We start from the raw sequence: 24197 nt of genomic DNA, 5'->3' as shown, positions 1-24197 counted from the left end.
CGGTCAGGCGCCGGCCAACACCTCGGACAACGGCGCCGGCACCAGCCCTCGCTCCCGCAACCCGGCCAGGATGTGCGGCAACGCCTCGTCGGTCATCGGCGCGTTCGCCTCGGTCACATGCATGATCACCACCGACCCGGGACGGACGTGCTCCAGCACCGCCCGTACCAGCGGCTTCCACGCCCGCGCGAACGGATCACCGCTGACCACGTCGCCGTCCACCACCGTCACGCCCAACGGCGCCAGGGCCTCCAGCGCCGCCGCGTCGTGGCACAACCCGGGAAAGCGGAAGTAGCGGGTCTGCCGACCCCCGTACGGTGCGATCACCTCGAACGTCCTCGCCACGTCCTCGCGTAACTCGCTCACCGGCTGGGCCGGCAGGTCGTAGCAGTCCCTGGTGAACGCGGCGTGCCCGTACGTGTGATTGGCCAACTCGAAGCGCGGATTACCGGCGATCCGCCGGGTCACGTCCGGATACCGCCGCACCCACTTGCCGGTCAGGAAGAACGTGGCCGGGACCCGCTCCCGTTCCAGCAGGTCGAGGATGCGCAGGTTGGCGTACGACCGCACCCGACCGGACCGCAGGTTGGCCAGCATCGCATCGGTCATGTCCGCGTCAAAGGTCAACGCGACCTTGTCACCGATCCGCGGCCCGTGGTCGACCACAGGGGCCGGGGTCCCGGTCGGTACGGCGCCCGGGACTGCGGCACCCACCGACGGCGACCGGACACCCGTCGACGGCGCGGGCGCGGCGGCGCTCGACGGCGCCACTGTCGGAGCGGCGTCGAGCGACGGCGAAGCAGACGCCACGGACGGCGTCGACGAGGCGGACGAGCCGACGAAGACCGGCTGGTCCGCCGGCGGCACCCGCGACGCCGTACAGCCCGCGGAGCCGACGAGCGCCGCCACGACAAGCACACCAAGCCGAGCCCGGATCACGCCGGAGATCATGGCAGACGCGAAAGGCCCTCACCGCCCCGTCGCGCCGATCTTGCACAAGCTGTCGTCGACACGCGGAGATACGCCCCTTATCTCACGACAGCTTGTGCAAGATCGGCGAGGTCAGGAGCGGGGGGCGTACATGATGACCGCCACGCCCAGCAGGCACAGGGCCGCTCCGGTCACATCCCACCGGTCCGGGCGGAAGCCGTCCACCACCATCGCCCAACCCAACGAACCGGCCACGAACACCCCGCCGTACGCGGCCAGTATCCGGCCGAAGTTCGCGTCCGGCTGGAACGTGGCGACGAACCCGTACAGGCCCAGCGCGACCACGCCGGCCGCGATCCACCAGAGCCCTCGCTGCTCCCGCCACCCCTGCCAGACCAGCCACGCGCCGCCGATCTCGGCCAGCGCGGCCAGCGCGAACAACACCAGGGAACGCAGCACCGTCACCCAGCGACAGTAGCCGCAGCACGTTGAGGGTCCCCGGGCGACGACACGCCCCGGGGACCCCGCGAACCGCTCAGGTCACTTCGTGAACGAGTCCTTCACGTTGCGACCGGCGTCCTTGACGTTCTGACCAGCCTGCTTGGCGCGCGCGTCGCTCTGCTGACTGGCGCCCTCGCCCCGCATCCGCTCGTTGTCGGTCATGTCGCCGATGCGCTCCCGCGCCGCGCCGGCCATCTGCTCGACCTTGTTGCGTGCCTTCTCGGTGAAGCTCATCGCGCCTCCTCGGTCTGGCGACTGTCCCCGTCCGCATGCCCGCTCTCCCGGCGCCGAAACCGGTGCCGAAACCGGTGGTGCCGGTCGGCACAACCGCTACGGCATCCTAGGAAGATAGGTTGTGGGAGGGCCGGGAGATCGCCGCCAGGTCGGTGGTTAACTGGCCGTATGGGAGAGCTCCTGCTGATCCGGCACGGCGAGACCACGTGGAGCGCCAGCCTGCGGCACACCTCGTACACCGACCTGGAGCTGACCCCCGACGGCGAGCGGCAGGCCCGTACCCTGGCCGCGTTCCTGGCCGGCCGGCGCTTCGTCACCGTGCTCGCCAGCCCCCGGTCCCGCGCGCTGCGCACGGCGCAGCTCGCCGGGCTCACCGTCGACGGCGTCGACGAGAACCTCAGCGAGTGGAACTACGGCAAGTACGAGGGCCGCACCACCGTCGACATCCACGACGACCAGCCGCACTGGAACATCTGGACCGACGGCTGCCCCGGCGGCGAGTCCCCCGAGCAGGTCGGCGAACGGGTCGACCGGGTCCTGGCCCGGGTCACCCCGCTGCTCGACCAGGGCACCGTCGCGCTGGTCGGGCACGCGCACAGCCTGCGGGTGCTCGGCGCCCGCTGGATCGGCCTGCCCCCGTCCGCCGGCGCACGGCTACGCCTGGACACCGCCACCGTCAGCGCGCTCGGTCACGAGCACGGCCGGCAGGTCATCCTGCGGTGGAACCAGCCGGCTCCTCCGGCGCCCGGGACCGCGACCGACTCGGCGGCGCGGCACTGATCTTCGGCGGCCGGTGCTCGTACGGCGTGGACAGCACCACAGTGGTGCGGGTGGTGACGTTGGCCGAGGTGCGGATCTCCTGCAACAGCCGCTCCAGATCGGTCGGGCTGGCCACCCGCACCAACAGCAGGTAGAAGTCCTCCCCCGCGACCGAGTAGCAGGAGTCGATCTCGGGCAGGTGGGCCAGCCGCTCCGGCGCGTCGTCCGGCTGCGACGGGTCGAACGGGCGGATCGCCACGAACGCGGTCAGCGGCAGGTCCAGCGCCTCGAACGACACCCGGGCCGCGTACCCCTTGACGACTCCGCGCTGCTCCAGCCGGCGCACCCGCTGGTGCACCGCCGACACCGACAGCCCCACCCTCTCGGCCAGGTCGGTGTACGACAGACGGCCGTCGGCGGTCAGCGCGGCGACGATGGCGCGGTCGATCTCCTCCACGGCGTGCAACCTACCGGGAAAACCGCCCGACGGCGACGAGGTAGCCGGGTGGCAGGCCGCGACGGGCCGTGAGGCACCCACCGAAGCCGCACCACCACGGGCCGTCGTCAGTCCCGGGTGAGGGCCCGGGAGATCACCATCCGCTGGATCTGGTTGGTGCCCTCCACGATCTGCAACACCTTCGCCTCGCGCATGTACCGCTCCACCGGGTGGTCGGCCACGTACCCGGCGCCGCCGAGCACCTGCACGGCGTCGGTGGTCACCCGCATCGCCGTGTCGGTGGCGAAGAGCTTCGCCTTGGCCGCCTCGATCGCGTACGGGCGACCGGCGTCGCGCAGCCGGGCCGCCGCGAGGGTCAGCGCGCGGGCGGCGGAGATCTGGGTGGCCGCGTCGGCGAGCAGGAACCCGAGGCCCTGGAAGTCGATGATGGACCGGCCGAACTGCTGCCGCTCCCGGGCGTAGGCGACCGCGTAGTCCAGCGCCGCCTGGGCCAGCCCGACCGCGCAGGCGGCGATGCCCAGCCGGCCGGAGTCCAGGGCGGACATCGCGATGGTGAAGCCCGCCCCCTCCCCGCCGATCAACCGGTCGGCGGGGACCCGCGCGTCCTCGAAGACGATCTGCGCCACCGGGGACGAGCGCAGACCCATCGTCCGCTCGGCGGCCTGCGGGGCGATGCCCGCGGTGCCCGCGTCGGCGAGCAGGCAGGAGATCCCCTTCGGACCCGGCCCGCCGGTACGGCAGAAGACGTTGTAGAAGTCCGCCGACCGGGCGTGGGTGATCCAGGCCTTGGTCCCGGACAGCACGTACGCGTCCCCGTCGAGGACCGCCCGGGTGCTCAGCGCCGCCGCGTCCGAGCCACCCTGCGGCTCGGACAGGCAGTACGCGCCCAGCAACTCGCCGCCGATCATGTCCGGCAGCAGTTTGCGCTGCTCGGCGCTGCCGAACTGCGCGACCGGGTAGCAGGACAGGGTGTGCACGCTCACCGCCTCGGCGACCGCGAGCCACCGGCTGGCCAGGATCTCCAGCACCTGCAGGTACACCTCGTACGGCTGGGCCGCGCCGCCGTACTCCTCGGGGTAGGGAAGGCCGAGCAGGCCGGCGCGGCCGAGGGTACGCAGCACCTCGCGGGGGAACTCGGCGCGTTCCTCGAAGGCGGCGGCCTTCGGCGCGAGCTCGCGGTCGGCGAGCTCGGTGGCGAGACCCAGCAGGTCGTGGGCCTCGTCGGTGGGCAGGATCCGGTCGACAGTCATAGCGCGATGAGCTCCGTGGGGGTGGTGTTGAGCCGTTGCACGCCGTCCGTGGTGCAGACGACGATGTCCTCGATGCGGGCGCCGTGCCGACCCGCCAGGTAGATGCCCGGTTCGATGGAGAACGCCATGCCGGCCTCCAGGGGCCGGTCGTTGCCCGCCACCAGGTACGGCTCCTCGTGACCGTCCAGACCGATGCCGTGGCCGGTGCGGTGCAGGAACGCGTCGCCGAAACCGGCGGCGGCGATCGGCTCGCGGGCCGCCGCGTCGGCCGCCGCCCCGGTGACCCCCTGTCGCACCGCCGCGACGGCGGCGCGCTGGGCGTCGCGCAGCACCCCGTAGTAGTCGAGGAAGTCGGCCGGCGCCGGCCCGCCCGCCAGGTAGGTGCGGGTGCAGTCCGAGCGGTAGCCCGAGGCCATCGTGCCGCCGATGTCGACCACCACCGGCTCGCCGGCCCCGATCGGGCGGTCCGAGGTGCCATGGTGCGGGCTCGCGCCGTTCGGTCCGGCCGCGACGATGACGAAGTCGACGGTGACGTGCCCGGCCTCCCGGATCGCCGCGGCGATGTCGGTGGCGACCTCGGCCTCGGTGCGTCCCGGGCGCAGCCACTCGCCCATCCGCAGGTGCACCTCGTCGATCGCCGCCCCGGCCTCGGCGAGCGCCGCGACCTCCGCTGGGGACTTGCGGATGCGCAACTCGCGCAGCACGTCCCCGGCGAGCCGTTGGGTGGCGCCGGGCAGCGCCGCGCGCAGGGCGAGGACCTGCTCGGCCCACATCCGGTCGGCCAGCCCGACCGCCGCCACCGGGCCGTCGAGGGCGGCGACCACCAGGGGGTACGGGTCGGTGCCGTCGACGTGGTCGACGATGCGTACCCCGGTGGCCGGCGCGGGCGATGCCTCCGCGGCCGGGCGTTCCAGTCTCGGCACGATCAGCGTCGGCTCGCCCTCGGCGGGCAGCACCAGGCAGGTCAGCCGCTCCCCCGCGTGGGCGTCGTACCCGGTCAGGTAGCGCAGGTCGGAGCCGGGGGTGAGCAGCAGGGCGTCCAGGCCGGCGGCGGCGGTGGCGCGCCGCGCGGCGGCCAGCCGGTCCGGTGGGTACAGCGCGGCGACTCCCATCCCGTCAGCTTAACGGTCGTTTGGGCAAACTCCATATCGACGCCGACGCTCCGGAAATCCACCCATGTTGATTGACTCGCACAGTTAACACTCTTTAAGATTTGGCTGCCTCGAGGCCCACCCGTTCCCGCGTCCCCCGTACCGTCCGCCCGCGACAACCCCGCGCGGGCGGTGCCGTCGTCCCCGCCCACGGGAAGGCCCCCGATGTCCTCACCACTGCGCCGCGCCCTCGCCGCCGGCCTCCTCGCGCTGGCCACCGCCGCCGCCACCCTCACCGTCACGTCCACCGCCGCGCAAGCCGTGGTGCTGCCGAACAACTTCAAGAGCGTCGGCTACATGCCCTCCTGGACCGGCAACATCAACGCGATCCAGTTCAACAAACTCACCCACATCAACTACGCCTTCGTGCTGCCGAACAGCAACGGCAGCCTCCAGGGCGTCGACGGGGCGCGGCTCTCCTCGCTGGTCTCCGCGGGGCACGCCAACAACGTCAAGGTCTCGATCGCGGTCGGCGGTTGGAACGACGGCAACGACTCGGCCTTCGAGGCCCTCGCGGCCAACGCCACCACCCGGACCACCTTCGTCAACAACCTGGTCAACTTCGTCAACCAGTACAACCTCGACGGCGTCGACATGGACTGGGAGTACCCCGACCCGGGCGCCTCGGCCAACAACTACACCGCGCTCATGACGCAGCTCGGCAGCGCGCTGCGCAGCCGTGGCAAGCTGCTCACCGCCGCCGTGGTCTCCGAGGGCTACTACCTCGACGGCATCCAGCCCGCCGTGTTCAACCAGGTCGACTGGCTCAACATCATGGCGTACGACGGCGGCAACCCGCACGCCGGCTACGACTGGTCGATCAACAGCGTCAACCTGTGGAAGGCCCGGGGCCTGCCGGCCAGCAAGGCGGTGCTCGGCATCCCGTTCTACAGCCGCCCCGGCTACTACACCTACTCCGCGCTGGTCGGCATGGACCCGGCGAACGCCAACCGGGACTGCGCCAGCATCGGCGGCGCGCAGCAGTGCTGGAACGGCATCCCGATGGTCAAGCGCAAGACGCAGTGGGCCCTCGCGAACGCCGGCGGCGTGATGAACTGGGAGCTGACCCAGGACACCAGCGGTTCGACCTCGCTGCTCAGCGCGATGTACGACACCATCATGGGCGGCACGACCCCGCCGCCGACCGGTCGTACCGGGCGGATCACCGGCATCGGCGGCAAGTGCGTCGACGTGGCCTCGGCCAGCACCGCCAACGGCGCCGCCATCCAGCTCTGGACCTGCAACGGCACCACCGCCCAGACCTGGACGGTGGCCAGCGACGGCACGCTGCGCGCCCTCGGCAAGTGCGCCGACGTCGCCAGCGGCTCCACCGCCAACGGCGCGAAGGTCCAGCTCTGGGACTGCAACGGCAGCGGCGCGCAGGTCTGGCAGGCGCAGTCCAACGGCACCCTGCGCAACCCGCAGTCGAACAAGTGCCTGGACGCCACCGACAACAGCTCCGCCGACGGCACCCGGTTGCAGATCTGGGACTGCTTCGCCGGCGCCAACCAGCGCTGGACGCTCCCGGCCTGACGATTTCCCCGGTCCCCGGTTGACGCGGCGCGTCAGCCGGGGACCGTCGTGTGCTGCCGGACCAGGGCGAGCATCTCGTCCACCGAGCCGGCCGGATCGGTGACCGGGAACTGCACGGCCCGGACCACCGCCGACGGGTCGACAAGCAGCGTCAGCCGCTTGAACCGGGTCATCCCGCCGGCGCGGAACACCGGCAGCAGCAGCCCCGCGCCCAGCCGGCCGTCCTGGTCGGACAGCAACGGAAACGGCAGCTCGGCGTACGCGGCGAACTCGGCGAGCTGGTCGGGTCGCTGGGTGCTGATCCCGTACACCTCGACCCCGGCGGCCCGGAAATCCGGGTGCCGCCTGGCGTAGGTGGTCGACTCCAGGGTGCAGCCCCGCGCACCGGGAATCTCCGCCCAGCCCGGCGGGTGGCCCGGCGTGCCGGGCGCGTACGCGCCGGGGAAGAAGTAGAGGACCCGCCACGCGCCCGCCGCGCCCACCGCGACCGGCTGACCGTCCGGTCCGGGCAGAGCCACCTCGGGCACCCGATGCCCGACCAGGTCGTGCGCGCGGCGTTCCTCGGCGGAGCCGTTGGCGGCGGTCGCGGTCAGCGTGCCGTCACCCATGAGGTGCCTCGTCCCCCAGTCCTGCAGGGCGATCAGGACCGGCAACAGCCCCTCGCCCCGCGTGGTGAGCAGGTAGTCGTAGCGCGGTGGATGGACCGAGTAGGGCCGGCGCCCCAGCACCCCCTGCTCGACCAGGGCGGCGAGGCGTTCGGTCAGGGCCCGCCGGCTGATGCCCAGCTCCCGTTGCAGCGCGTCGAAGCGGGTCGTCCCGCCGGCGACATCGCGCACGATGAGGAACGTCCACCAGTCCCCCAGCACGCCGAGCGCCTGCGCGATGCCGCAGTCCGCGTCGGTAAGATCCTCTCGCCGCACCGGCCACCTCCTCCCGACGACTATAGTCCGTTCCGAATTGGAACTATTGGGTCCGCAGGCGGTGGCGACCCCGCCCGGTGTTTTCCGCGACGGCTGGCGGTGGCGGACATAGCCTGGCATCCGGGGGCCGAGCGGCGCCCGCTACCGGAGGGGCCGACGTGGCAGCGAACGGAACGAACCGGACGGTGACACGCCGTCGCCGTCAACTGTGGGCCGGGGTCCTCGCGCTCGTCGGCCTGGTCCTGCTGGTCGTCGGCCTCACCGTCGCCGACGGTGTCGCCGCCTGGATCGAGGTGGTGGTCGCGGTGCTGCTGCTGGTGACCAGCTACGTCGTCCAGCACCTGGCCCGCCGGGAAACCGTCTACCGCTCCGACGAGCGGCCCTGACCCACCCGACGGCCGGGCGTACGCCTGATCGTCGGAGGGTTGTGCCAGGCTGTCCGGCGTGGCACACCGACCCCCGATCCTGCTGATCGACGCACCCAGCCTCTACTTCCGGGCCTACTTCGGCATTCCGGAGTCCGCCGCCAAGGCCGAGGACGGCACCCCGGTCAACGCGGTACGCGGCTTCCTCGACATGCTCGCCACCCTGATCCGGGGGCGCGGCGCCGACCGGATGGTCTGCGCCCTTGACCACGACTGGCGCCCAGCGTGGCGGGTCGACCTGCTGCCGTCGTACAAGGCGCACCGGGTGGCGCCGCAGGGTGGCGAGGTCGTCCCGGACACCCTCTCACCGCAGGTGCCGATGATCCTTGAGGTGCTGGCCGCTGTCGGCATCACCGCCGTCGGCGCGACCGGCTACGAGGCCGACGACGTGCTCGGCACGCTTTCGGTCACCCAGCCCGGCCCGGTGGAGGTGGTCTCCGGCGACCGGGACCTGTTCCAGCTCGTCGACGACGCCCGGCCGGTCCGGCTGCTCTACGTCGGGCGCGGTGTCGCCAAGCTCGACGACTGCGACGACGCCGCGGTGCGCAAGCGCTACGGCGTGCCGGCCGACCGGTACGCCGACTTCGCCGCCCTGCGGGGCGACCCCAGCGACGGGCTGCCGGGGGTGGCCGGTGTCGGTGAGAAGACCGCTGCCCGGCTCATCGAGCGCTACGGCAGCATCGCAGGCATCCTGGCCGCGCTCGACGACTCCGACTCGTCCTTCGCCCCGGGCCTGCGCACCAAGCTGGCCGCGGCCCGCGACTACCTGGCCGTCGCGCCGACGGTGGTCCGGGTCGCCCTGGACGTGCCCCTGCCGGAGCTGCCCACCGCGCTGCCGACCGCCCCGGTCGACCCGGAGCGGCTGCTCGACCTCGCCGGGCGGTGGAACCTGGCCGGGTCCACCCGTCGCCTGGTCGACGCCCTCGCCGCCCGCGCCGACGCCTGACCGGCGCCACCGGGCGGTACCGTCGGCGAGGGGCCGTGGCGCTTCGCCGACGGCGGCGTCCTGACGGCCCACGGCCGCCGCCGGTCGCGACGTGAGGGTGGCGCCAGGGAGTGTTCTCGGACAGCCGGCCGTGCCTCGTCGGCCAGCCCGCCGGCCGGCCTCAGGCGCGCAGCGCCGCCGCGAGGTCGCCGACGGCAGCCATCGCCTGCCGTTGCAGGCCGGGGCCGAAGGTGATCCGGGTCGCGCCCCGGCGTCCCAGGTCGGCGATGGTCTCGCGGTCCGGGCCGGCGACCATGTTGAGGGGCCCGGTGATGCCCTCGCGCAGCTCCGGGAGCACCTGTGCGGGCGCCAGGATCGGGTAGACGCAGTCGGCGCCGGCCGCCACGTAGAGGCGGGCGCGCGCCACCGCGTCGGCCGGGTCACCCGCGCCGACCAGGAACGTGTCGACCCGGGCGTTGATGAAGAGGGCGTCGCCCGCCTCGGCCCGCACCTCGGCCAGCCAGTCGGCGTGCTGCCGCGGGTCCTTGAGCGTGGTGTGCCCCTGCGAGTCCTCCAGGTTGCAGCCGACCGCGCCCGCATCAAGGAGCCGCCCGACCAGCTCGGCGGGAGCGAGACCGTAACCGCCCTCGACGTCGGCGGACACCGGGACGGAGACGGCCCGGACGATCCGCGCCACGGCGGCGAACATCTCGTCCGGCGGGGTCGCTCCGTCCTCGTAGCCGAGGGCGGCGGCCACCCCGGCGCTCGGGGTCGCGAGCGCGGGGAACCCGGCGTCGGCGAAGACCCGGGCGCTGCCCGCGTCCCACGGCCCGGGTAGGACGAGCGGGTCGCCGGCGGCACGGTCGTGGTGCAGGGCTCGGAAGGCGGCGGCGGTCATCGGGCCGACCCCAGACTCATTTGATCTTGCGGGTCGAGCGGACCACGATGCCCTCGTACTCCGGGTGTCTGACCAGCCAGTCGGCGAGGAACGGGCAGATCGGCACGACAGTGCGGCCCCTGGCCCGCGCGTCGTCCATGACCGCGCGTGCCAGCGTCGACCCGACCCCCCTGCCCTCGTACGCCGGGTCGACCTCGGTGTGGGTGTAGGCGATGATCGCGCCGGTGAGCTGGTAGGTGACGAACCCGGCGACCGCGCCCGTCTCGTCGCGCGCCTCGAAACGCTCCCGCTCCGGCGCGTCTGTCACGGTGAACTGCACCCGACCATCCAACCACCCGACAGGGCGGTGCTCCCGGCGAGGCCGGCGGGAGGCGATCCGCGCCACGCATCGTCGCGGCGCGAACGGGAACGCGGTCGCCGAGGGCCCACCTGGGAGGAGACGCGCCACCATGACGAACCCGGCGACGGACGGCGGCTTCGCCGTCGTGGAGCTGTTCACCTCCCAGGGCTGCAACAGTTGCCCGCCGGCGGAGGAGTTGCTGACCGAGATCGAGCGCGACGCCCGGGAACGCGCAGAGCCGATCTTCGGACTCGGATTCCACGTCGACTACTGGGACGATCTGGGCTGGCCGGACCAGTTCGCCGACCCGGCCCACACCGCCCGACAGCAGGCGTACGCCCGGGCTTTCGGCACCCGAGGGCTGTACACGCCGCAGATGGTCGTCAACGGCGGCGTCGAGTTCGTCGGGTCCGACCGGCGACGGGCCGCCGACGCGATCGCCACCGCCCTGGCGACACCTCCCGCCACCGCGCTCGCGGCGTCGGTGGCCGAGCGGAACGGGCGGCGGATGGCCGTGGACTACCGGGTCGAACCGCCACCGGAGCGCACGGTACTGAACGTGGCGGTGGCGCAACGGGGGCTGCGCAGCGAGATCGCCCGGGGCGAGAACGCCGGGCGGACGCTGCGCCAGGACAACGTGGTGCGCGCGTTCGCGTCGGTGGGTCTGGACTCCGCGCGGGGACGGGTGGAGTTGACCACGCCGCCCGACCTCGACCCGGGCGACGCCGTCGTCGTCGCGTACGTCCAGCGGGAGGGCAGCGGGTCCATCGTGGGGGCGACCACCGTGGAGCTGTCCGCCGCGTAGTCTCGACCCATGCGGGCGGTGGGGGGCGCGAGGGGGACCGGTGGTTGACGCGCAGGACGTACGCCGGGTGGCGCTGGCCCTGCCGCACACGGTGGAGGTCCCGAGCGACGGCTTCGACTTCCGGGTGGCCGACAAGGGCTTCGTCTGGTCCTATCCGGAGCGGACACCGGGCCGGCCCCGCGTCCTGCGGCTCGACATCGCGGTGCTGTTCGTCGGTGACGAGGCCGAGAAGCAGGCGCTCCTGCTCGGGGAGCCGGACCTCTTCTTCACCACATCCGGCTACGACGGTCTGCCCCTGGTCATGCTGCGGCTGGCGGAGGTCGACCTGGACCGGCTGACCGAGCTGGTGACCGACGCGTGGCGGATGCGGGCGCCGGAGGCGCTGTTGAGCGATCTCGAAGACGCCGGGACGTAGCGACATCAGCACGCAACCCGCCGGACACATTGACGGGAATCTCGGTCCTCCACTACCGTGACCGAGAGAGCGCTCTCTTGGATCACCTTCCCCCCAATTCAGACGCAACGCGTCGGCCCCGGCACGGACCGCACACCGGCGCGCGATGGAGGCACCATGAAACCTCCCGTCCCCCACCGCCGATGGGCCCTGGCCGTCGCCACCGCGCTGGCACTGGTGGCCGGTGGTCTCGCGATCCCGGTCACCCGCGCGGCCGAGGCCGCACCCGTCGGCGCCGGCAGCTACACCACAACGCCGGTCGGCGCGCTTCCCAGCGGCTGCGGCGCGATGTCCAGCAACCCCCGGCAGTTCGCCACCGCCAACGCGCCCACCGGCCCCATCCCCACCAACGACTGGTGGTCCTCGCTGCTGTGGAAGCGCACCGACTGCTCCTTCAGCGAGCCCCTGCACGCCCACCCGATCTCCTACGACACCTTCGGTGACGGCCTCGGTTTCTCCGCCAACTCGACACCCGCCATCAGCGGCACCGCGACCGGTCCCGGCGAGTTCCACTACCCGTACGTGCAGGACATCCGGGTGGGGGTGACCGGGCTCGCCGCGCCGGTGGTCAAGGTCGACGGTTGGACCGACTGGACCGTCAGCCCACACTGGAGCGACGGTGCCCGTACCCTGCGCGCGACCATCGGTCACGGGCTGCCCTTCGCGTACTTCCAGGCCACCGGCGGAAACGCGTCGATCAGCACCGCCGGCACGCCGGACGTGTGGTCCAGCAGCGGGGCGACCATCGGCTTCCGGGTCAACGGCCACGACTACGTCGCGTACGCGCCCAGCGGCGCGAGCTGGACCGTCGCGTCCGGCCGGATCACCTCCACCCTGGCCGGTCGGGGCTACTTCTCGGTCGCCCTCCTGCCACCGACGTCGAGCGCGACCGAGCGCGCGAGCCTGGCCGCGACCTACGGTCAGTACGCGCACGCCCACGTGACCGGCACCCGGGTCTCCTACGCGTACGACCCGGCGACCAGCGGTCTGACCACCACGTACGCGTTCACCACGACCGCCCGCGAGGGCAGCGCCACGCAGACGGTGGTCAGCCTCTACCCGCACCAGTGGAAGTCGTTGAGCGGGTCCACCGCGATCACCCCGACCTACCCGTCGGCGCGCGGCCGGATGAAGGTGCTCACCGGGGTCAACCAGTTCCGTACCGCGATGAGGTTCCAGGGCGTGCTGCCCGAGCTGCCCGCCGTCGGCGACGGCAGCGGCAGCGACCTGGCGACGCTCACCAGCCAGCTCGCCGCCGTCCGGGCGAACCCGATGGACCAGCGCGGCAACGACACCTACTGGACCGGCAAGGGGCTCGGCCGGGCCGCCCGGATCGCCGAGATCGCCGACCAGGTCAACGACACCACCACCCGCGACAGCGCGCTGAACGCGATCCGCAGCACGCTCACCGACTGGTTCACCGCGTCCAGCGGCAAGACCAGCCGGGTGTTCTACTACGACAACAACTGGGGCACCCTGATCGGCTACCCGGCGTCCTACGGCTCCGACCAGGAGCTCAACGACCACCACTTCCACTACGGCTACTACATCGCCGCCGCCGCGACCCTCGCGAAGTTCGACCCGACCTGGGCCTCCACCAACCGCTACGGCGGCATGGTCGACCTGCTGATCCGCGACGCCAACAACTACAGCCGCGACGACACCCGCTTCCCGTACCTGCGGGACTTCGACATCTACGCCGGTCACGACTGGGCCTCCGGGCACGGCTCGTTCGGCGCGGGCAACAACCAGGAGTCCTCGTCGGAGGGGATGAACTTCGCCAACGCCCTGATCCAGTGGGGGCAGACCACCGGCAACACCGCCGTCCGCGACGCCGGTGTGTTCCTCTACACCACCCAGGCCGCGGCCATCCAGGAGTACTGGTTCGACGTCAGCGACCAGAACTTCCCCGCCGCCTTCGGGCACTCCACGGTCGGCATGGTCTGGGGTGACGGCGGCGCCTACGCCACCTGGTTCAGCGGTGAGCCGGAGATGATCCAGGGCATCAACCTGCTGCCGGTCACCGGCGGGCACCTCTACCTGGGCAACAACCCGGCGTACGTGCGGACCAACTACGCCGAGCTGGTGCGCAACAACGGCGGGCAACCGACGGTCTGGCAGGACATCCTCTGGCAGTTCCAGGCCCTCGGCGACGCCGACGCGGCGCTGGCGAACCTGCGCGCCAACCCGGGCTACACCCCGGAGGAGGGCGAGAGCCGGGCGCACACCTTCCACTGGATCCGCAACCTCGCGGCACTGGGCACCGTCGACACCTCGGTGACCGGCAACCACCCGCTGTCGGCGGTGTTCTCCCGCAACGGCGCCCGCACCTACGTGGCGTCCAACCCGACGGCGACGCCGATCACCGTGCGGTTCTCCAACGGCACGACCCTCACCGTGGGCGCGGGCAAGACGGCCACCACCGGGGCGTACACCTGGAGTGGCGGCAACGCGGCCGGCGGGGTGCCCCCGACGACGCCGACCGATCCCCCGCCGACGACCACCCCGCCGCCGACCACCCCGCCGACGACCACCCCGCCGACGACCACCCCGCCGCCGTCCACCGGCGGTCCGACGCGGTACCTGCTGCCCGGCGGCGGGCTGGGCGCCGCCGGCAGCGCGGCCACGACGACGCTCGCGGCGGCCAACGGCAACCACGACGGTACGCCCACGAACGCGCAGGTCTTCACGGCGACCGGCCTCACCCTCGGCTACTCGGGTGGGCAGACCGCGTTCGACCTGTTCGTGGACGCCGGAACGGCGGTCGGCAACGGCGTGCAGGTGCGGGTCTCCTACGACCTCACCGGCAACGGCAGTTGGGACCGGGTGGAGACCTGGCGCTACTTCGCGACCGATCCGGTAGCCGGCTACGAGCACTACACCCAGAACGCCGGGCTGGCCTCGGCCACCGGCACGCTGGGAGCGCTGAGCAACGGCACGGTACGGGTGGAGGTCTGGTCGGCGATCGGCAACAACCCGAGCACCGTGGGCCTCGGCAACCAGTCGGTGCTGCGGTTGCCGTACTCCTGATCCCACAGGGCACGTGACCGGGCCGGTGCGGAGGACCAGCGGTGGTCCTCCGCACCGGCCGGCGTTTATCAGGAGGCGGTGCAGGTGGGCGTCACGCCGGTGGCGCTGCCCGTGCCCTGGAAGCCGAACTCGGCGACCTGACCGGCGCTGAGCCGGCCGTTGTAGTCGACGTTGGCGAACCGGACGGTGCCGGTGGAGCCGCTGGCAGTGGCGCTCCAGGTGTTGGTGACGCTGGTGCCACCCGGAAGCGTGACGCTGACGTTCCAGCCGTTCGTGCCGGCGGAGCCGGCGGTGACCTTCACGTTGGCCACGAACCCGCCGTTCCACGTGTTCAGCGACACCGAGGCCGAACACCCACCGGCGGTCGGCGGCGGCGTGGTGGTCGGCGGATCGGTGGGCGGGTTGGTCGGGATGCCCGGTCCGGCGTTGAGGGCGTTCAGCACGTTGGTGTACGCGGCCTTCTTGTTGCCGTTGCAGTCGAACAGCAGCGCGTTGTCCGACCCACGCCACGAGTCGCAGTCACGGACGCCCCACACGGTGATGCCGGTGCAGCGCGACACGTTCATGCAGGCCCGGGTGACGGCCCCGAAGATGTTGGCCTGGTTGCCGCCGGTCATCACGTCCAGCTCGGTGATCTGCACGTCCACGCCCAGGTCGGCGAACCGCTGGAGGTTGGCCTGGTAGTCCGAGGCCAACGAGGTGCCCAGGTGCGACTGGAAACCCACGCAGTCGATCGGCACGCCACGGGACTTGAAGTCCCGCACCATGTTGTAGATCCCCGTCGACTTCGCGTTGATGCCGTCGGTGTTGTAGTCGTTGTAACACATCTTCGCGCCCGGGTCGGCCGCCTTCGCCGCCCGGAACGCCGCCTCGATCCAGTCGTTGCCGGTCCGCTGCAGGTTCGAGTCGCGCCGGCCACCGGAACCACCGTCGGCGAACGCCTCGTTCACCACGTCCCACGAGTGGATCTTGCCGCGAAAGTGCGTGGCGACCTGCGTGACGTGGTTGATCGCGGCGTTGCGCAGCGCGCTGCCGGACATGCCCTGCGCCCAGCCCGGCTGCTGCTGGTGCCACAGCAACGCGTGGCCGCGCACCTTCATGCCGTTGGCCTGCGCGTAACTGACCAGACGGTCACCACCGCTGTAGTTGAACCGCCCCTGCTGCGGCTCGGTGGCGTCCCACTTCATCTCGTTCTCGGCCACGACATCGTTGAACTCGCGGTTGAGCACGGTCGTGTAGGTGCTGTTGGACAACTTGCCCGTCGCGACCGCGGCACCGAAGTAGCGGCCCTTCTCCGCCGCCGACGCCCCGAGGGTCGTGCCGGCGCTGGCCCCGCTGGTGAGCGACAGCGTCACACCGGCGGCGAGCGCGCCGGTGACCGCTATGGTCACCGCCGCTCGCAGGGCTCTCTTGTGATTCATGCGGATTCCTTCTCTGTGGTGGCGCGGCGATGGCGGTGTGGCGCCGCGGATTCGTCCCACACCGGCGAGGCCGTGACCAGCAAGAGCCCGGTCGCCGTCACGGCATCGGTGCGGGGTACCGACCCGACGGCCCGCATGCCCTGGGCAGACGTCGAGCCACGAGGCACGGCAGCGGGTTCGCCCGGTGAACCGCAGGTGCGACCGTCCTCAGACATCGACTGTGAGCGATAACATGGCGTACGTCAAGGTGCCCGGGACAGGGCGCGCGGATGGTGCCGGAGCCGTCCGCACGGCTCCGGCACCACGCGTCACTGCAACGAGGCGTCGTCGACGAGGAGGCTGTCGGTGCCCGCCGCCGTCTCGACGTAGAAGGTGGCGTTGGTCAGCGTGCCACTCCACGACGGGGTCGCCGTGCCGGTGAGCTGGGTCCAGCCGTTGGTGGTGACGGCCGTGGCCGGGGTGAGCTGGAGGTAGCTCGTCGTGCCGTTCGCGGTGAGCGCCAGGGTGGCCTTCGCCGACGGCGTGCCGCTCTGCGCGCGTACCCAGACGCTCGTGCTGTAGCTCCTGCCGTTGGTGAGCTTCGCCGTCACGTCCTGGCTCGGGCCGTTCCACGCCGAGGTGCGCCCGGTGATCGACAGGGAGCCCGTGCCACTCCGGACGGTCGACGTGTTCCGGGAGATCGTGCCGCTGCCGTTGACCCCCCAGCCGGTCGTGCCGTTCTCCACGTCGCCGTTGGTCAGCACGTTGCCACCGCCGGTGCCGGTGCCGCCGGCGAACTGCCACCAGTTGACGTTGAACAGGTTGCCGCTGCCGCCGGCGAAGCGCAGGTACAGGTCGTGGGTGCCGGTGGCGCCGCTCACCCCGCAGGTGCTGGTGGTCCAGGTCTGCCAACCGCCGGTGCCGCCCACCGTGCAGGTGCCGACAACCGGGCCGCTGGCGCTGTCGAGGCGTACCTCGATCCGGCCTCCGCTGGTCGCGGAGGCGACCCGGGCGCTGAACGACGTCGCTCCCGCACCGAACGCGACGCCCTTCACCTTGATGTAGTCGCCGTTCTCGATCCAGCCGACGTTCATCCCGCCCTCGCTGGACACCTCGGTCTCGATGCCCGAGCCCCAGGCGATGGTCTCCGCCTCCTGCCGCACGTACGGATTCAGCGTCCCCACCTGCGGCGCGCCGGTGGTGGTCATGTTCATCGTCGGGATGGTGCCGTCGGCGTTGTAGGTGAACTTCTCCACGGCCACCGACCTGGTGTAACCGCTACCGCCGGGCAGCGCGCCGTTGTGGTAGAAGAAGTACGACCCGCCCTGGAAGTCGATCACACCCGCGTGGTTGGTGAAGCTGGCTCCCTGCCGCGGCATGATCGTGCCCCGGTACGTCCACGGCCCGGTCGGACCGGGGGCGGTGGAGTAGGCGATGAACTCCGAGCAGCACTCGGCCGCGAACACGTTGTAGTAGAGGCCGTTGCGCTTGAACACCCACGGCCCCTCCTCGTAGAGGGTGGGTCGGCTCGCGTTGCCGTTGCGGGTGCCGAAGCCCGCGGTGGTCAGCGGGATGCGGGTCACGCCGCCCGAGTACGAGATCATGTCCGCGTTCAACCGCACGTACCACAGCCCGGGGTTACCCCAGTAGAGGTACGCCTGACCGTCGTCGTCGATGAACACCGACGGGTCGATCTCGTTGTTGCCGACCAGCGGCCGGCCGAGCGCGTCCCGGAACGGGCCGGTCGGGCTGTCGCCGACCGCCACGCCGATGACCATCTGCCCGTTCGAGCGCTGGCGCACCGGCACGTACCAGTAGAACTTGCCGTTGCGGGCGATGACCTGGCCCGCCCACGCGTTGGCGTCCGCCCAGGAGAACGTGGCGAGGCTCAACGGTGAGCCGTGGTCGGTCCAGTTGACCATGTCGGCCGACGACCAGACCCGCCACTCCCGCATGGTGAAGTACGTCGAGCCGTCCTCGTCGTGGCCGGTGTAGAGGTACACCCGGCCGTTGTGCACCAGCGGCGCCGGGTCGGCGGTGTAGATGTGCTGGACGATCGGGTTGTCCGCGTGCGCGGGCGTGGCCGGCAGCAGCGCGAGGCCGCAGACGATGCTCGCCAGCCAGGCGACGACCCGCCTGGCGCGGCCGCCGGTCCGGTTGCTCGGGGTGGTGGTTCTCTCGTTCACTGTCACTGTTGCTCCCACAGAGAGTGCGCGGTGCGCGGGTTCCGGGTCGCCGGGCCACCGCCACCGGCCGTTGGTCGAGCGGCGTCACCGGCGCACGCCGAGCACCACGACCGACGGCCGTGTTAGCGTTAACAGCTTGCGGTTGAGGCAACCCCCTTCCCTGGGTGACCTGGATTTTCACGCGATGCGAGATGACCGTCGTAACCACTCGGCAGCATTGCGGTATCGACCGTGACATCCACGATTTACGATGCACCGTACTGAGCGGCACGTCGGGCGTCAACGGCCAGTGAGGTGCCGACCCCTGCACACCGCGTCACCACCCCCTCGACGGGCGCTGTCGCGCCGCACCGCCCGCGCCGGGCGCGCGCCGCGCCGGCCGGGCGCCGGGGCGCGCCGCATCGGGCCTGCCGGTCCGGGGGTTGCGGGCTCGGTGAGGACGAACTATGTTAGCGATCACATTGATGTGCCGCGATACACGCCGAGGTGGGCACCCGGCGTCCACGGCAGCAGGCTCCCCCACCGCCGGCGACGGCGGTTCCGCCACACCCGGCCCCACCCGTCCCGTCGGGCTGCCGCCACCCTTGGAGGTTCCCCATGGCACCACCCCTCAGCCGCCGTCAACTGCTCCAGGCCGCCGGCGCCACAGTGGCGCTCTCCGCGACCGGCGCCGCCGTCGCCCCCAGCGGCGCCAGCGCCGCGGTGGTTCCGCCGGCGCGTGCCGACATCGGCGTCTCGGCGTACGCGTTCGACCCCGGTCAGGTCCGCCTCAGCTCCGGTCGCTGGATGGACAACCAGAGCCGGACGCTCAACTACCTGCGCTTCGTCGACGTGGACCGGATGCTCTACAACTTCCGCGCCAACCACCGGCTCTCCACCAACGGCGCCGCCACCAACGGTGGCTGGGACGCGCCGAACTTCCCGTTCCGCACCCACATGCAGGGCCACTTCCTCACCGCGTGGGCGTACGCGTACGCGGTGCTGGGCGACACGACCTGCCGGGACAAGGCCAACTACATGGTGGCCGAGCTGGCCAAGTGTCAGGCCAACAACTCCGCCGCCGGGTTCGGCGCGGGTTACCTGTCCGGCTTCCCGGAGTCCGACTTCACCGCCCTGGAGGCCCGGACGCTGTCCAACGGCAACGTCCCCTACTACTGCATCCACAAGACGCTCGCCGGCCTGCTCGACGTCTGGCGCTACACCGGCAACACCCAGGCCCGTACGGTCCTGCTGAACCTCGCCGGCTGGGTCGACACCCGCACCAGCCGGCTCAGCTCCAGCCAGATGCAGTCGATGCTGGGCACCGAGTTCGGCGGGATGAACGACGTGCTCACCGACATCTACCAGCAGACCGGCGACAGCCGCTGGCTCACCACGGCCCAGCGCTTCGACCACGCCGCCGTGTTCAACCCGCTCGCGAACAACCAGGACCAGCTCTCCGGGCTGCACGCCAACACCCAGGTGCCGAAGTGGATCGGCGCGGCCCGCGAGTACAAGGCCACCGGCACCACCCGCTACCGGGACATCGCCACCAACGCGTGGAACATGACAGTCAACGCGCACACCTACGTCATCGGTGGCAACAGCCAGGCCGAGCACTTCCGGGCGCCCAACGCGATCGCCGGCTACCTCAGCAACGACACCTGCGAGCAGTGCAACACCTACAACATGCTCAAGCTGACCCGGGAGCTGTGGCTGCTCGACCCGAACCGGGTCGACTTCTTCGACTTCTACGAGCGGGCGCTGCTCAACCACCTGATCGGTGGGCAGAACCCCGCCGACAACCACGGCCACATCACCTACTTCACCCCGCTGCGGCCGGGCGGGCGTCGGGGTGTGGGTCCGGCCTGGGGCGGCGGCACCTGGAGCACCGACTACAACTCCTTCTGGTGCTGCCAGGGCACCGGCCTGGAGATCAACACCAGGTTGATGGAGTCCATCTACTTCTACAACGGCACCACGTTGACGGTGAACCTGTTCACGCCGTCGGTGCTGACCTGGTCGCAGCGCGGCATCACGGTCACCCAGAGCACCACCTACCCGGTCGGGGACACCACCACCCTGACCCTGTCCGGGTCGATGAGCGGCTCGTGGAGCATCCGGGTGCGCATCCCGGCCTGGACCAGTGGCGCGACGATCGCCGTGAACGGCGCCGTGCAGAGCGTCGCCACCACGCCGGGCAGCTACGCGACGGTCACCCGCACCTGGGCCGCGGGTGACACCGTCACCGTGCGGCTGCCGATGCGGGTGGTCATGCGGGCCGCCAACGACAACAGCTCGGTGGCCGCCGTGACGTACGGCCCGACGGTGCTCGCCGGCAACTACGGCAACACCACGCTGAGCACCCTGCCGGCGCTGACCGTCTCGTCGATCACCCGGACCAGCACCAGCTCGCTGGCGTTCACGGCGAGCGCCAACGGGTCCACCGTCAACCTCGCCCCGTTCCAGGACGCGCACGGCTACAACTACACCGTCTACTGGAACACCGGCGGCGGCAGCACCGGTGGCAGCTACCGCCTGGTCAACGCCGGCACCGGGCTGGTCCTCGGCATCCAGAACATGTCCACCGCGGACGGCGGGCTGGCCGTGCAGTGGGGCGACACCGGCACCGCCGACCACAACTGGGTGCTGGTGACCGACGGCAACGCGGTCCGGTTCCGCAACGTCAACAGCAACAAGGTCCTCGGCGTGGAGAACATGTCCACCGCCGACAACGCCCGCGTCCTGCAGTGGGCGGACAACGGCACCGCCGACCACCGGTGGATCCTGGTGGACAACGGCGACGGGACCTACAAGATCCGCAACGTCAACAGCAACAAGCTGCTCGGCATCCTGAACGGCTCGACAGCGTACGGCGCGCAGGCCGTCCAGGATTCCGACAACGGCAGCGCGGACAACCGCTGGCGGCTGGTCCGCAACGCCTGACCCGTACCTCATCCGGTGATGTCACCGGCGCGGACCCCAGCCCGCGCCGGTGACGCCGGGCGGGTGCGCGGCGGCGGTCGTACAGTGGAACGGGTCCTGGCCCCCGTGAACCAGGCGGAAACCCCGGCTCGTGCCGCGACTCCGCCCGGAAGGAGCACAGTGAACCGTCCCCTCCGCACCGCGCTCGGCGCCGTGCTGACCGCCGCGCTGCTGACCTCCGTCACCGTCGCGCCCGCCCAGGCGCACCCCGCGGCGCCGCCGCCGACGCTCCTCGCCCTCCCCGACGGCTTCCAGCCCGAGGGCGTCGCCACCGCCGGCCGGTACGCCTACTTCGGGTCCCGCGCCACCGGCGAGATCTACCGCGTCGACCTGGTCAGCGGCCGGGGCACGACGATCGGCGCGGCCACCGGCACCCCGTCGCTGGGCCTCAAGGTCGACCGGCGCGGTCGGCTCTTCGTGGCCGGCGGCACGGCCGGCGACGCCCGTGTGCTCGACACCCGCACCGGTGCGGTGCTGGCCCGCTACCAGTTCGCCACCGCCCCGACGTTCGTCAACGACGTCGTCCTGACCCACGACGCCGCGTACTTCACCGACTCGAACCGCCCGGTGCTCTACCGGCTGCCGCTCGGCCGTGGCGGCGCGCTGCCACCGGCCGACGCGTTCACCACCATCGCGCTGACCGGCGCGTACCAGCAGGTCGGCACCGGGGTGAACCTCAACGGCATCGTCACCACACCGGACAGCCGGGCGCTGATCGTCGTGCAGTCCACCACCGGCACGCTGTACCGGGTCGACCCGGCGACCGGCGTGAGCACCGCCGTGGACGTCCCCGGTCACACCTTCACCAACGGCGACGGGCTCCTGCTGCTCGGCCGCACCCTCTACGTCGTGCAGAACCGCCTCAACCAGGTCGCCGTGGTGCGGCTCAACCACGCCGGCACCGCCGGCACGCTCACCGGCCTCATCACCGACCCGGCCTTCGACGTGCCCACCACCGTCGCCGCGGCCCTGGGCCGGCTCTACCTGCCCAACGGCCGCTTCACCACGCCGCCGACCCCGACCACTCCGTACACGGCCGTCGCGGTCCGCGCGCGCTGAGCGACCGAGGGGGTACGCGTACCGCGCGTACCCCCTCGACCACGCGCGGCGGCGGTCGGCGGCCGACCGCCGGTACCATCACCGGCACCTGGGCGACGACAGTCGCCCCGCGCACCCGGAGTCCGCGTGGCCGTCGAACCGCACCGCCTCCTGCGCCGCGCCCTGGCCGTCGGGTGCCTGGTCGCCGCCGCCGCGCTGCCCGCCACACCCCCGGCGAGCGTCCCCGACGCCGGCGGCGACGCGGCGCGCCCCCTGGTGCTGCGGGTGCTCCAACTGAACCTCTGCAACAGCGGTCGCGCCGGCTGCTACACCGGCCGGGCGATGACCACGGCCAGCGAGGTGGTGCGCGCCGAGGCGCCCGATCTGCTGACGCTGAACGAGGTGTGTCAGGGCGACGTCGCCGCGCTGCGACGCGTGTTCGCCACCGTTCACCCCGGTCGGACGATCGTGTCCGCGTTCCGGGCGGCGCCGGACCGCCCCAGCGGCGACGACACCCGGTGCCGCAACGGCCAGCCGTACGGCGTCGGGCTGCTGACCCACCTGCGGACACCGCGCACCCCGTACGCCGTGTACGACGGCGTTCACCCGACGCAGGACCTGGCGGACCCGGAGGTGCGCGCCTGGCTCTGCGTCAAGGTCGACGGGGCCGTGCTCGCCTGCACGACGCACCTGGCGGCCACCGGATACCGGGTCGCCCTCACCCAGTGCCGGCACCTGCTCGACATGATCCTGCCGGCGCTCAGCCGCCGCTTTGGGTACGAGCCCGTCGTGGTGACCGGCGACCTCAACCTCCGCGCCGACGCCGACCCGGACGTGCGGTCCTGCACGCCGTCCGGCTACCAGCGGATCGACGACGGCCGGCTGCAACACCTGCTGGCCACCACCGACATCACGCTCTGCTGCCGCAGGTCGGTGCCCCTGCGCGGGGCGACCGACCATCCCGGGTTGCTGGCCACCCTCACCATCGACCGGAGTCGACCCGGACGCCCGTCGAGTTGACCGGTTTCAGGCGCGTGCTCGCGCCCCCGCGGCACGCCGGCGTCCGCCGCAGGGGTCAGCGTGGGGTGTCCCGGCGGGACGGGAACGGGGTGCCCGGCTGGCCGAGGGTGGAGCGGGCCCGCAGGCCGACCGGGTCCGGGGCGGGAACAGGCTCGGCCGGCCGTTCCGGCGTACGCCGCCCATCGAGGTACGCGGACGCGGCCCGGTCGTCGTCGGTCGGGGCGGCGAGCAGCGCGTAGAGCAGCCCGACCACCCCGAAGATCACCGCCAGCACGATCGGCACCAGCAGCGTGCTCACTCCGGCGCCGCTCACCTCGCCCGTCCCTTCGTGGCGGTGTACGGACAGGGCGCTCATCCCGGTGAAGTGCATGCCGTTCACGGCGACACCCATGACCAGCGCGGAGGCGACGATGGCCAGCCCACGCCGGACGGTCATCGCCAGCCACAGCGCGACGGTGGCCGCCACCACGGCGATGACCACCGAGAGCACCACCCGCAGGGTGTCGTAGCCGAGGGTGCCGTTGAGCCGCATCGCGGCCATGCCGGTGTAGTGCATGGAGGCCACCCCGGCGCCGGTGAAGACGCCGCCGGCGATCAGGCGTACCGGATTGAGCCGGCCGGTGCCCACGACGGCCAGGCCGATACCGACGGCGACGACGGCGATGACCGTGCTGGCCACGGTGAGCGGCACGTCGTAGCGGATCCGGGTGTTCCGCACGGCGAAGCCGAGCATGGCCATGAAGTGCATGGCCCAGATGGCGGTGCCGCCGAGCGCCCAGGCGGAGAGCAGACCCCACCACGCCCGCTGGCCGGCGGTCCGCGCGGTACGGATGCGCCCGGCACAGATCAGGCCGAGCACCGAACCGAGCACGGACAGCGCGTAGCTCAGCGCCGGTGTGATCCATCCGTACTCAAAGTGATTGATTTCCGCCACGGCGGCTTTCTCCCCATTCGTTACCGGCGCGTCAACGAGGCGC

22 protein-coding genes are annotated in these 24197 nt (G+C 71.9%); 10 read left to right on the top strand and 12 right to left on the bottom strand.

What is annotated here, in order from left to right:
- Window positions 1-3: 3 nt before the first annotated feature.
- From O7634_RS25080 to O7634_RS25070, 3 genes are all read right to left on the bottom strand, one after another.
- Window positions 4-939, bottom strand: a complete 936-nt coding sequence (locus O7634_RS25080; RefSeq protein ID WP_278152581.1) for a polysaccharide deacetylase family protein — start codon at window positions 937-939, stop codon at window positions 4-6.
- A 123-nt stretch (window positions 940-1062) separates the two neighbouring features.
- Complete coding sequence (locus O7634_RS25075; RefSeq protein WP_278152580.1) at window positions 1063-1395, bottom strand: YnfA family protein; 333 nt, start codon at window positions 1393-1395, stop codon at window positions 1063-1065.
- A gap of 75 nt (window positions 1396-1470) precedes the next feature.
- On the bottom strand, window positions 1471-1665 hold the full coding sequence (locus tag O7634_RS25070) for a CsbD family protein (protein ID WP_278152579.1): 195 nt from the start codon (window positions 1663-1665) through the stop codon (window positions 1471-1473).
- A gap of 168 nt (window positions 1666-1833) precedes the next feature.
- Here O7634_RS25070 and O7634_RS25065 point away from each other — a divergent pair, with 168 nt between their 5' ends.
- Window positions 1834-2445 carry a histidine phosphatase family protein gene (locus O7634_RS25065; RefSeq protein ID WP_278152578.1) on the top strand — a complete coding sequence of 204 codons (612 nt, stop codon included), beginning with the start codon at window positions 1834-1836 and terminating at the stop codon, window positions 2443-2445.
- On the opposite strand, the gene O7634_RS25060 is transcribed toward O7634_RS25065, so the two are convergent.
- The 3 genes from O7634_RS25060 to O7634_RS25050 form a co-directional block, all read right to left on the bottom strand.
- The gene (locus O7634_RS25060) at window positions 2375-2881 is read right to left on the bottom strand and encodes an Lrp/AsnC family transcriptional regulator (protein ID WP_278152577.1); all 507 of its coding nucleotides are present in this window, start codon (window positions 2879-2881) and stop codon (window positions 2375-2377) included. The genes O7634_RS25065 and O7634_RS25060 overlap by 71 nt on opposite strands.
- A gap of 107 nt (window positions 2882-2988) precedes the next feature.
- Window positions 2989-4131 (bottom strand): acyl-CoA dehydrogenase family protein, encoded by a 1143-nt coding sequence (locus O7634_RS25055; RefSeq protein ID WP_278152576.1) that lies wholly within the window; start codon window positions 4129-4131, stop codon window positions 2989-2991.
- The gene (locus O7634_RS25050; RefSeq protein WP_278152575.1) at window positions 4128-5243 is read right to left on the bottom strand and encodes a Xaa-Pro peptidase family protein; all 1116 of its coding nucleotides are present in this window, start codon (window positions 5241-5243) and stop codon (window positions 4128-4130) included. Before O7634_RS25050 ends, O7634_RS25055 begins: the two co-directional genes overlap by 4 nt.
- 204 nt (window positions 5244-5447) lie before the next feature.
- Between O7634_RS25050 and O7634_RS25045 the strand changes: the two genes are divergently transcribed.
- Window positions 5448-6815: a glycosyl hydrolase family 18 protein gene (locus tag O7634_RS25045; protein WP_278152574.1), complete on the top strand. Its 1368-nt coding sequence runs from the start codon at window positions 5448-5450 to the stop codon at window positions 6813-6815.
- Window positions 6816-6847: 32 nt separating this feature from the next.
- Here O7634_RS25045 and O7634_RS25040 read toward each other — a convergent pair whose 3' ends face one another.
- Window positions 6848-7735, bottom strand: a complete 888-nt coding sequence (locus O7634_RS25040; RefSeq protein ID WP_278152573.1) for a winged helix-turn-helix transcriptional regulator — start codon at window positions 7733-7735, stop codon at window positions 6848-6850.
- Between the two features lie 158 nt (window positions 7736-7893).
- Here O7634_RS25040 and O7634_RS25035 point away from each other — a divergent pair, with 158 nt between their 5' ends.
- Both O7634_RS25035 and O7634_RS25030 read left to right on the top strand, forming a co-directional pair.
- Entirely contained in the window at window positions 7894-8121 is a 228-nt protein-coding gene (locus O7634_RS25035; protein WP_278152572.1) for a hypothetical protein, read from the top strand.
- Between the two features lie 58 nt (window positions 8122-8179).
- Entirely contained in the window at window positions 8180-9106 is a 927-nt protein-coding gene (locus O7634_RS25030; protein ID WP_278152571.1) for a 5'-3' exonuclease, read from the top strand.
- A gap of 160 nt (window positions 9107-9266) precedes the next feature.
- Here the strand turns inward: O7634_RS25030 and O7634_RS25025 are convergent, their stop codons facing one another.
- A complete protein-coding gene (locus O7634_RS25025; RefSeq protein ID WP_278152570.1) occupies window positions 9267-9983 on the bottom strand; it encodes an isocitrate lyase/phosphoenolpyruvate mutase family protein in 717 nt (238 codons plus the stop codon).
- A gap of 16 nt (window positions 9984-9999) precedes the next feature.
- The gene (locus O7634_RS25020) at window positions 10000-10302 is read right to left on the bottom strand and encodes a GNAT family N-acetyltransferase (RefSeq protein WP_278152569.1); all 303 of its coding nucleotides are present in this window, start codon (window positions 10300-10302) and stop codon (window positions 10000-10002) included.
- Between the two features lie 130 nt (window positions 10303-10432).
- Here O7634_RS25020 and O7634_RS25015 point away from each other — a divergent pair, with 130 nt between their 5' ends.
- The 3 genes from O7634_RS25015 (at window position 10433) to O7634_RS25005 (ending at window position 14612) form a co-directional block, all read left to right on the top strand.
- Window positions 10433-11128 (top strand): DUF1223 domain-containing protein, encoded by a 696-nt coding sequence (locus O7634_RS25015; RefSeq protein WP_278152568.1) that lies wholly within the window; start codon window positions 10433-10435, stop codon window positions 11126-11128.
- A 40-nt stretch (window positions 11129-11168) separates the two neighbouring features.
- A complete protein-coding gene (locus O7634_RS25010) occupies window positions 11169-11543 on the top strand; it encodes an MmcQ/YjbR family DNA-binding protein (protein WP_278152567.1) in 375 nt (124 codons plus the stop codon).
- 156 nt (window positions 11544-11699) lie between these two features.
- Window positions 11700-14612 carry a glycosyl hydrolase gene (locus tag O7634_RS25005; protein ID WP_278152566.1) on the top strand — a complete coding sequence of 971 codons (2913 nt, stop codon included), beginning with the start codon at window positions 11700-11702 and terminating at the stop codon, window positions 14610-14612.
- Between the two features lie 68 nt (window positions 14613-14680).
- Here O7634_RS25005 and O7634_RS25000 read toward each other — a convergent pair whose 3' ends face one another.
- Both O7634_RS25000 and O7634_RS24995 read right to left on the bottom strand, forming a co-directional pair.
- The gene (locus O7634_RS25000) at window positions 14681-16033 is read right to left on the bottom strand and encodes an endo-1,4-beta-xylanase (RefSeq protein ID WP_278152565.1); all 1353 of its coding nucleotides are present in this window, start codon (window positions 16031-16033) and stop codon (window positions 14681-14683) included.
- Between the two features lie 308 nt (window positions 16034-16341).
- Window positions 16342-18102, bottom strand: a complete 1761-nt coding sequence (locus O7634_RS24995; protein WP_278154071.1) for a family 43 glycosylhydrolase — start codon at window positions 18100-18102, stop codon at window positions 16342-16344.
- A gap of 693 nt (window positions 18103-18795) precedes the next feature.
- Here O7634_RS24995 and O7634_RS24990 point away from each other — a divergent pair.
- The 3 genes from O7634_RS24990 (at window position 18796) to O7634_RS24980 (ending at window position 23220) form a co-directional block, all read left to right on the top strand.
- Window positions 18796-21123: a beta-L-arabinofuranosidase domain-containing protein gene (locus O7634_RS24990; RefSeq protein WP_278152564.1), complete on the top strand. Its 2328-nt coding sequence runs from the start codon at window positions 18796-18798 to the stop codon at window positions 21121-21123.
- 159 nt (window positions 21124-21282) lie between these two features.
- Window positions 21283-22221 (top strand): superoxide dismutase, encoded by a 939-nt coding sequence (locus O7634_RS24985; RefSeq protein ID WP_278152563.1) that lies wholly within the window; start codon window positions 21283-21285, stop codon window positions 22219-22221.
- A gap of 126 nt (window positions 22222-22347) precedes the next feature.
- The gene (locus O7634_RS24980; RefSeq protein WP_278152562.1) at window positions 22348-23220 is read left to right on the top strand and encodes an endonuclease/exonuclease/phosphatase family protein; all 873 of its coding nucleotides are present in this window, start codon (window positions 22348-22350) and stop codon (window positions 23218-23220) included.
- A 55-nt stretch (window positions 23221-23275) separates the two neighbouring features.
- Here the strand turns inward: O7634_RS24980 and O7634_RS24975 are convergent, their stop codons facing one another.
- The gene (locus tag O7634_RS24975) at window positions 23276-24154 is read right to left on the bottom strand and encodes an MHYT domain-containing protein (protein WP_278152561.1); all 879 of its coding nucleotides are present in this window, start codon (window positions 24152-24154) and stop codon (window positions 23276-23278) included.
- Window positions 24155-24197 lie beyond the last annotated feature (43 nt).

This window comes from Micromonospora sp. WMMD1120 (assembly GCF_029626235.1).
GTDB lineage: Bacteria > Actinomycetota > Actinomycetes > Mycobacteriales > Micromonosporaceae > Micromonospora.
Note: the sequence above shows the minus strand (reverse complement) of the source record. Positions and strands in the feature narration are given on the sequence as shown.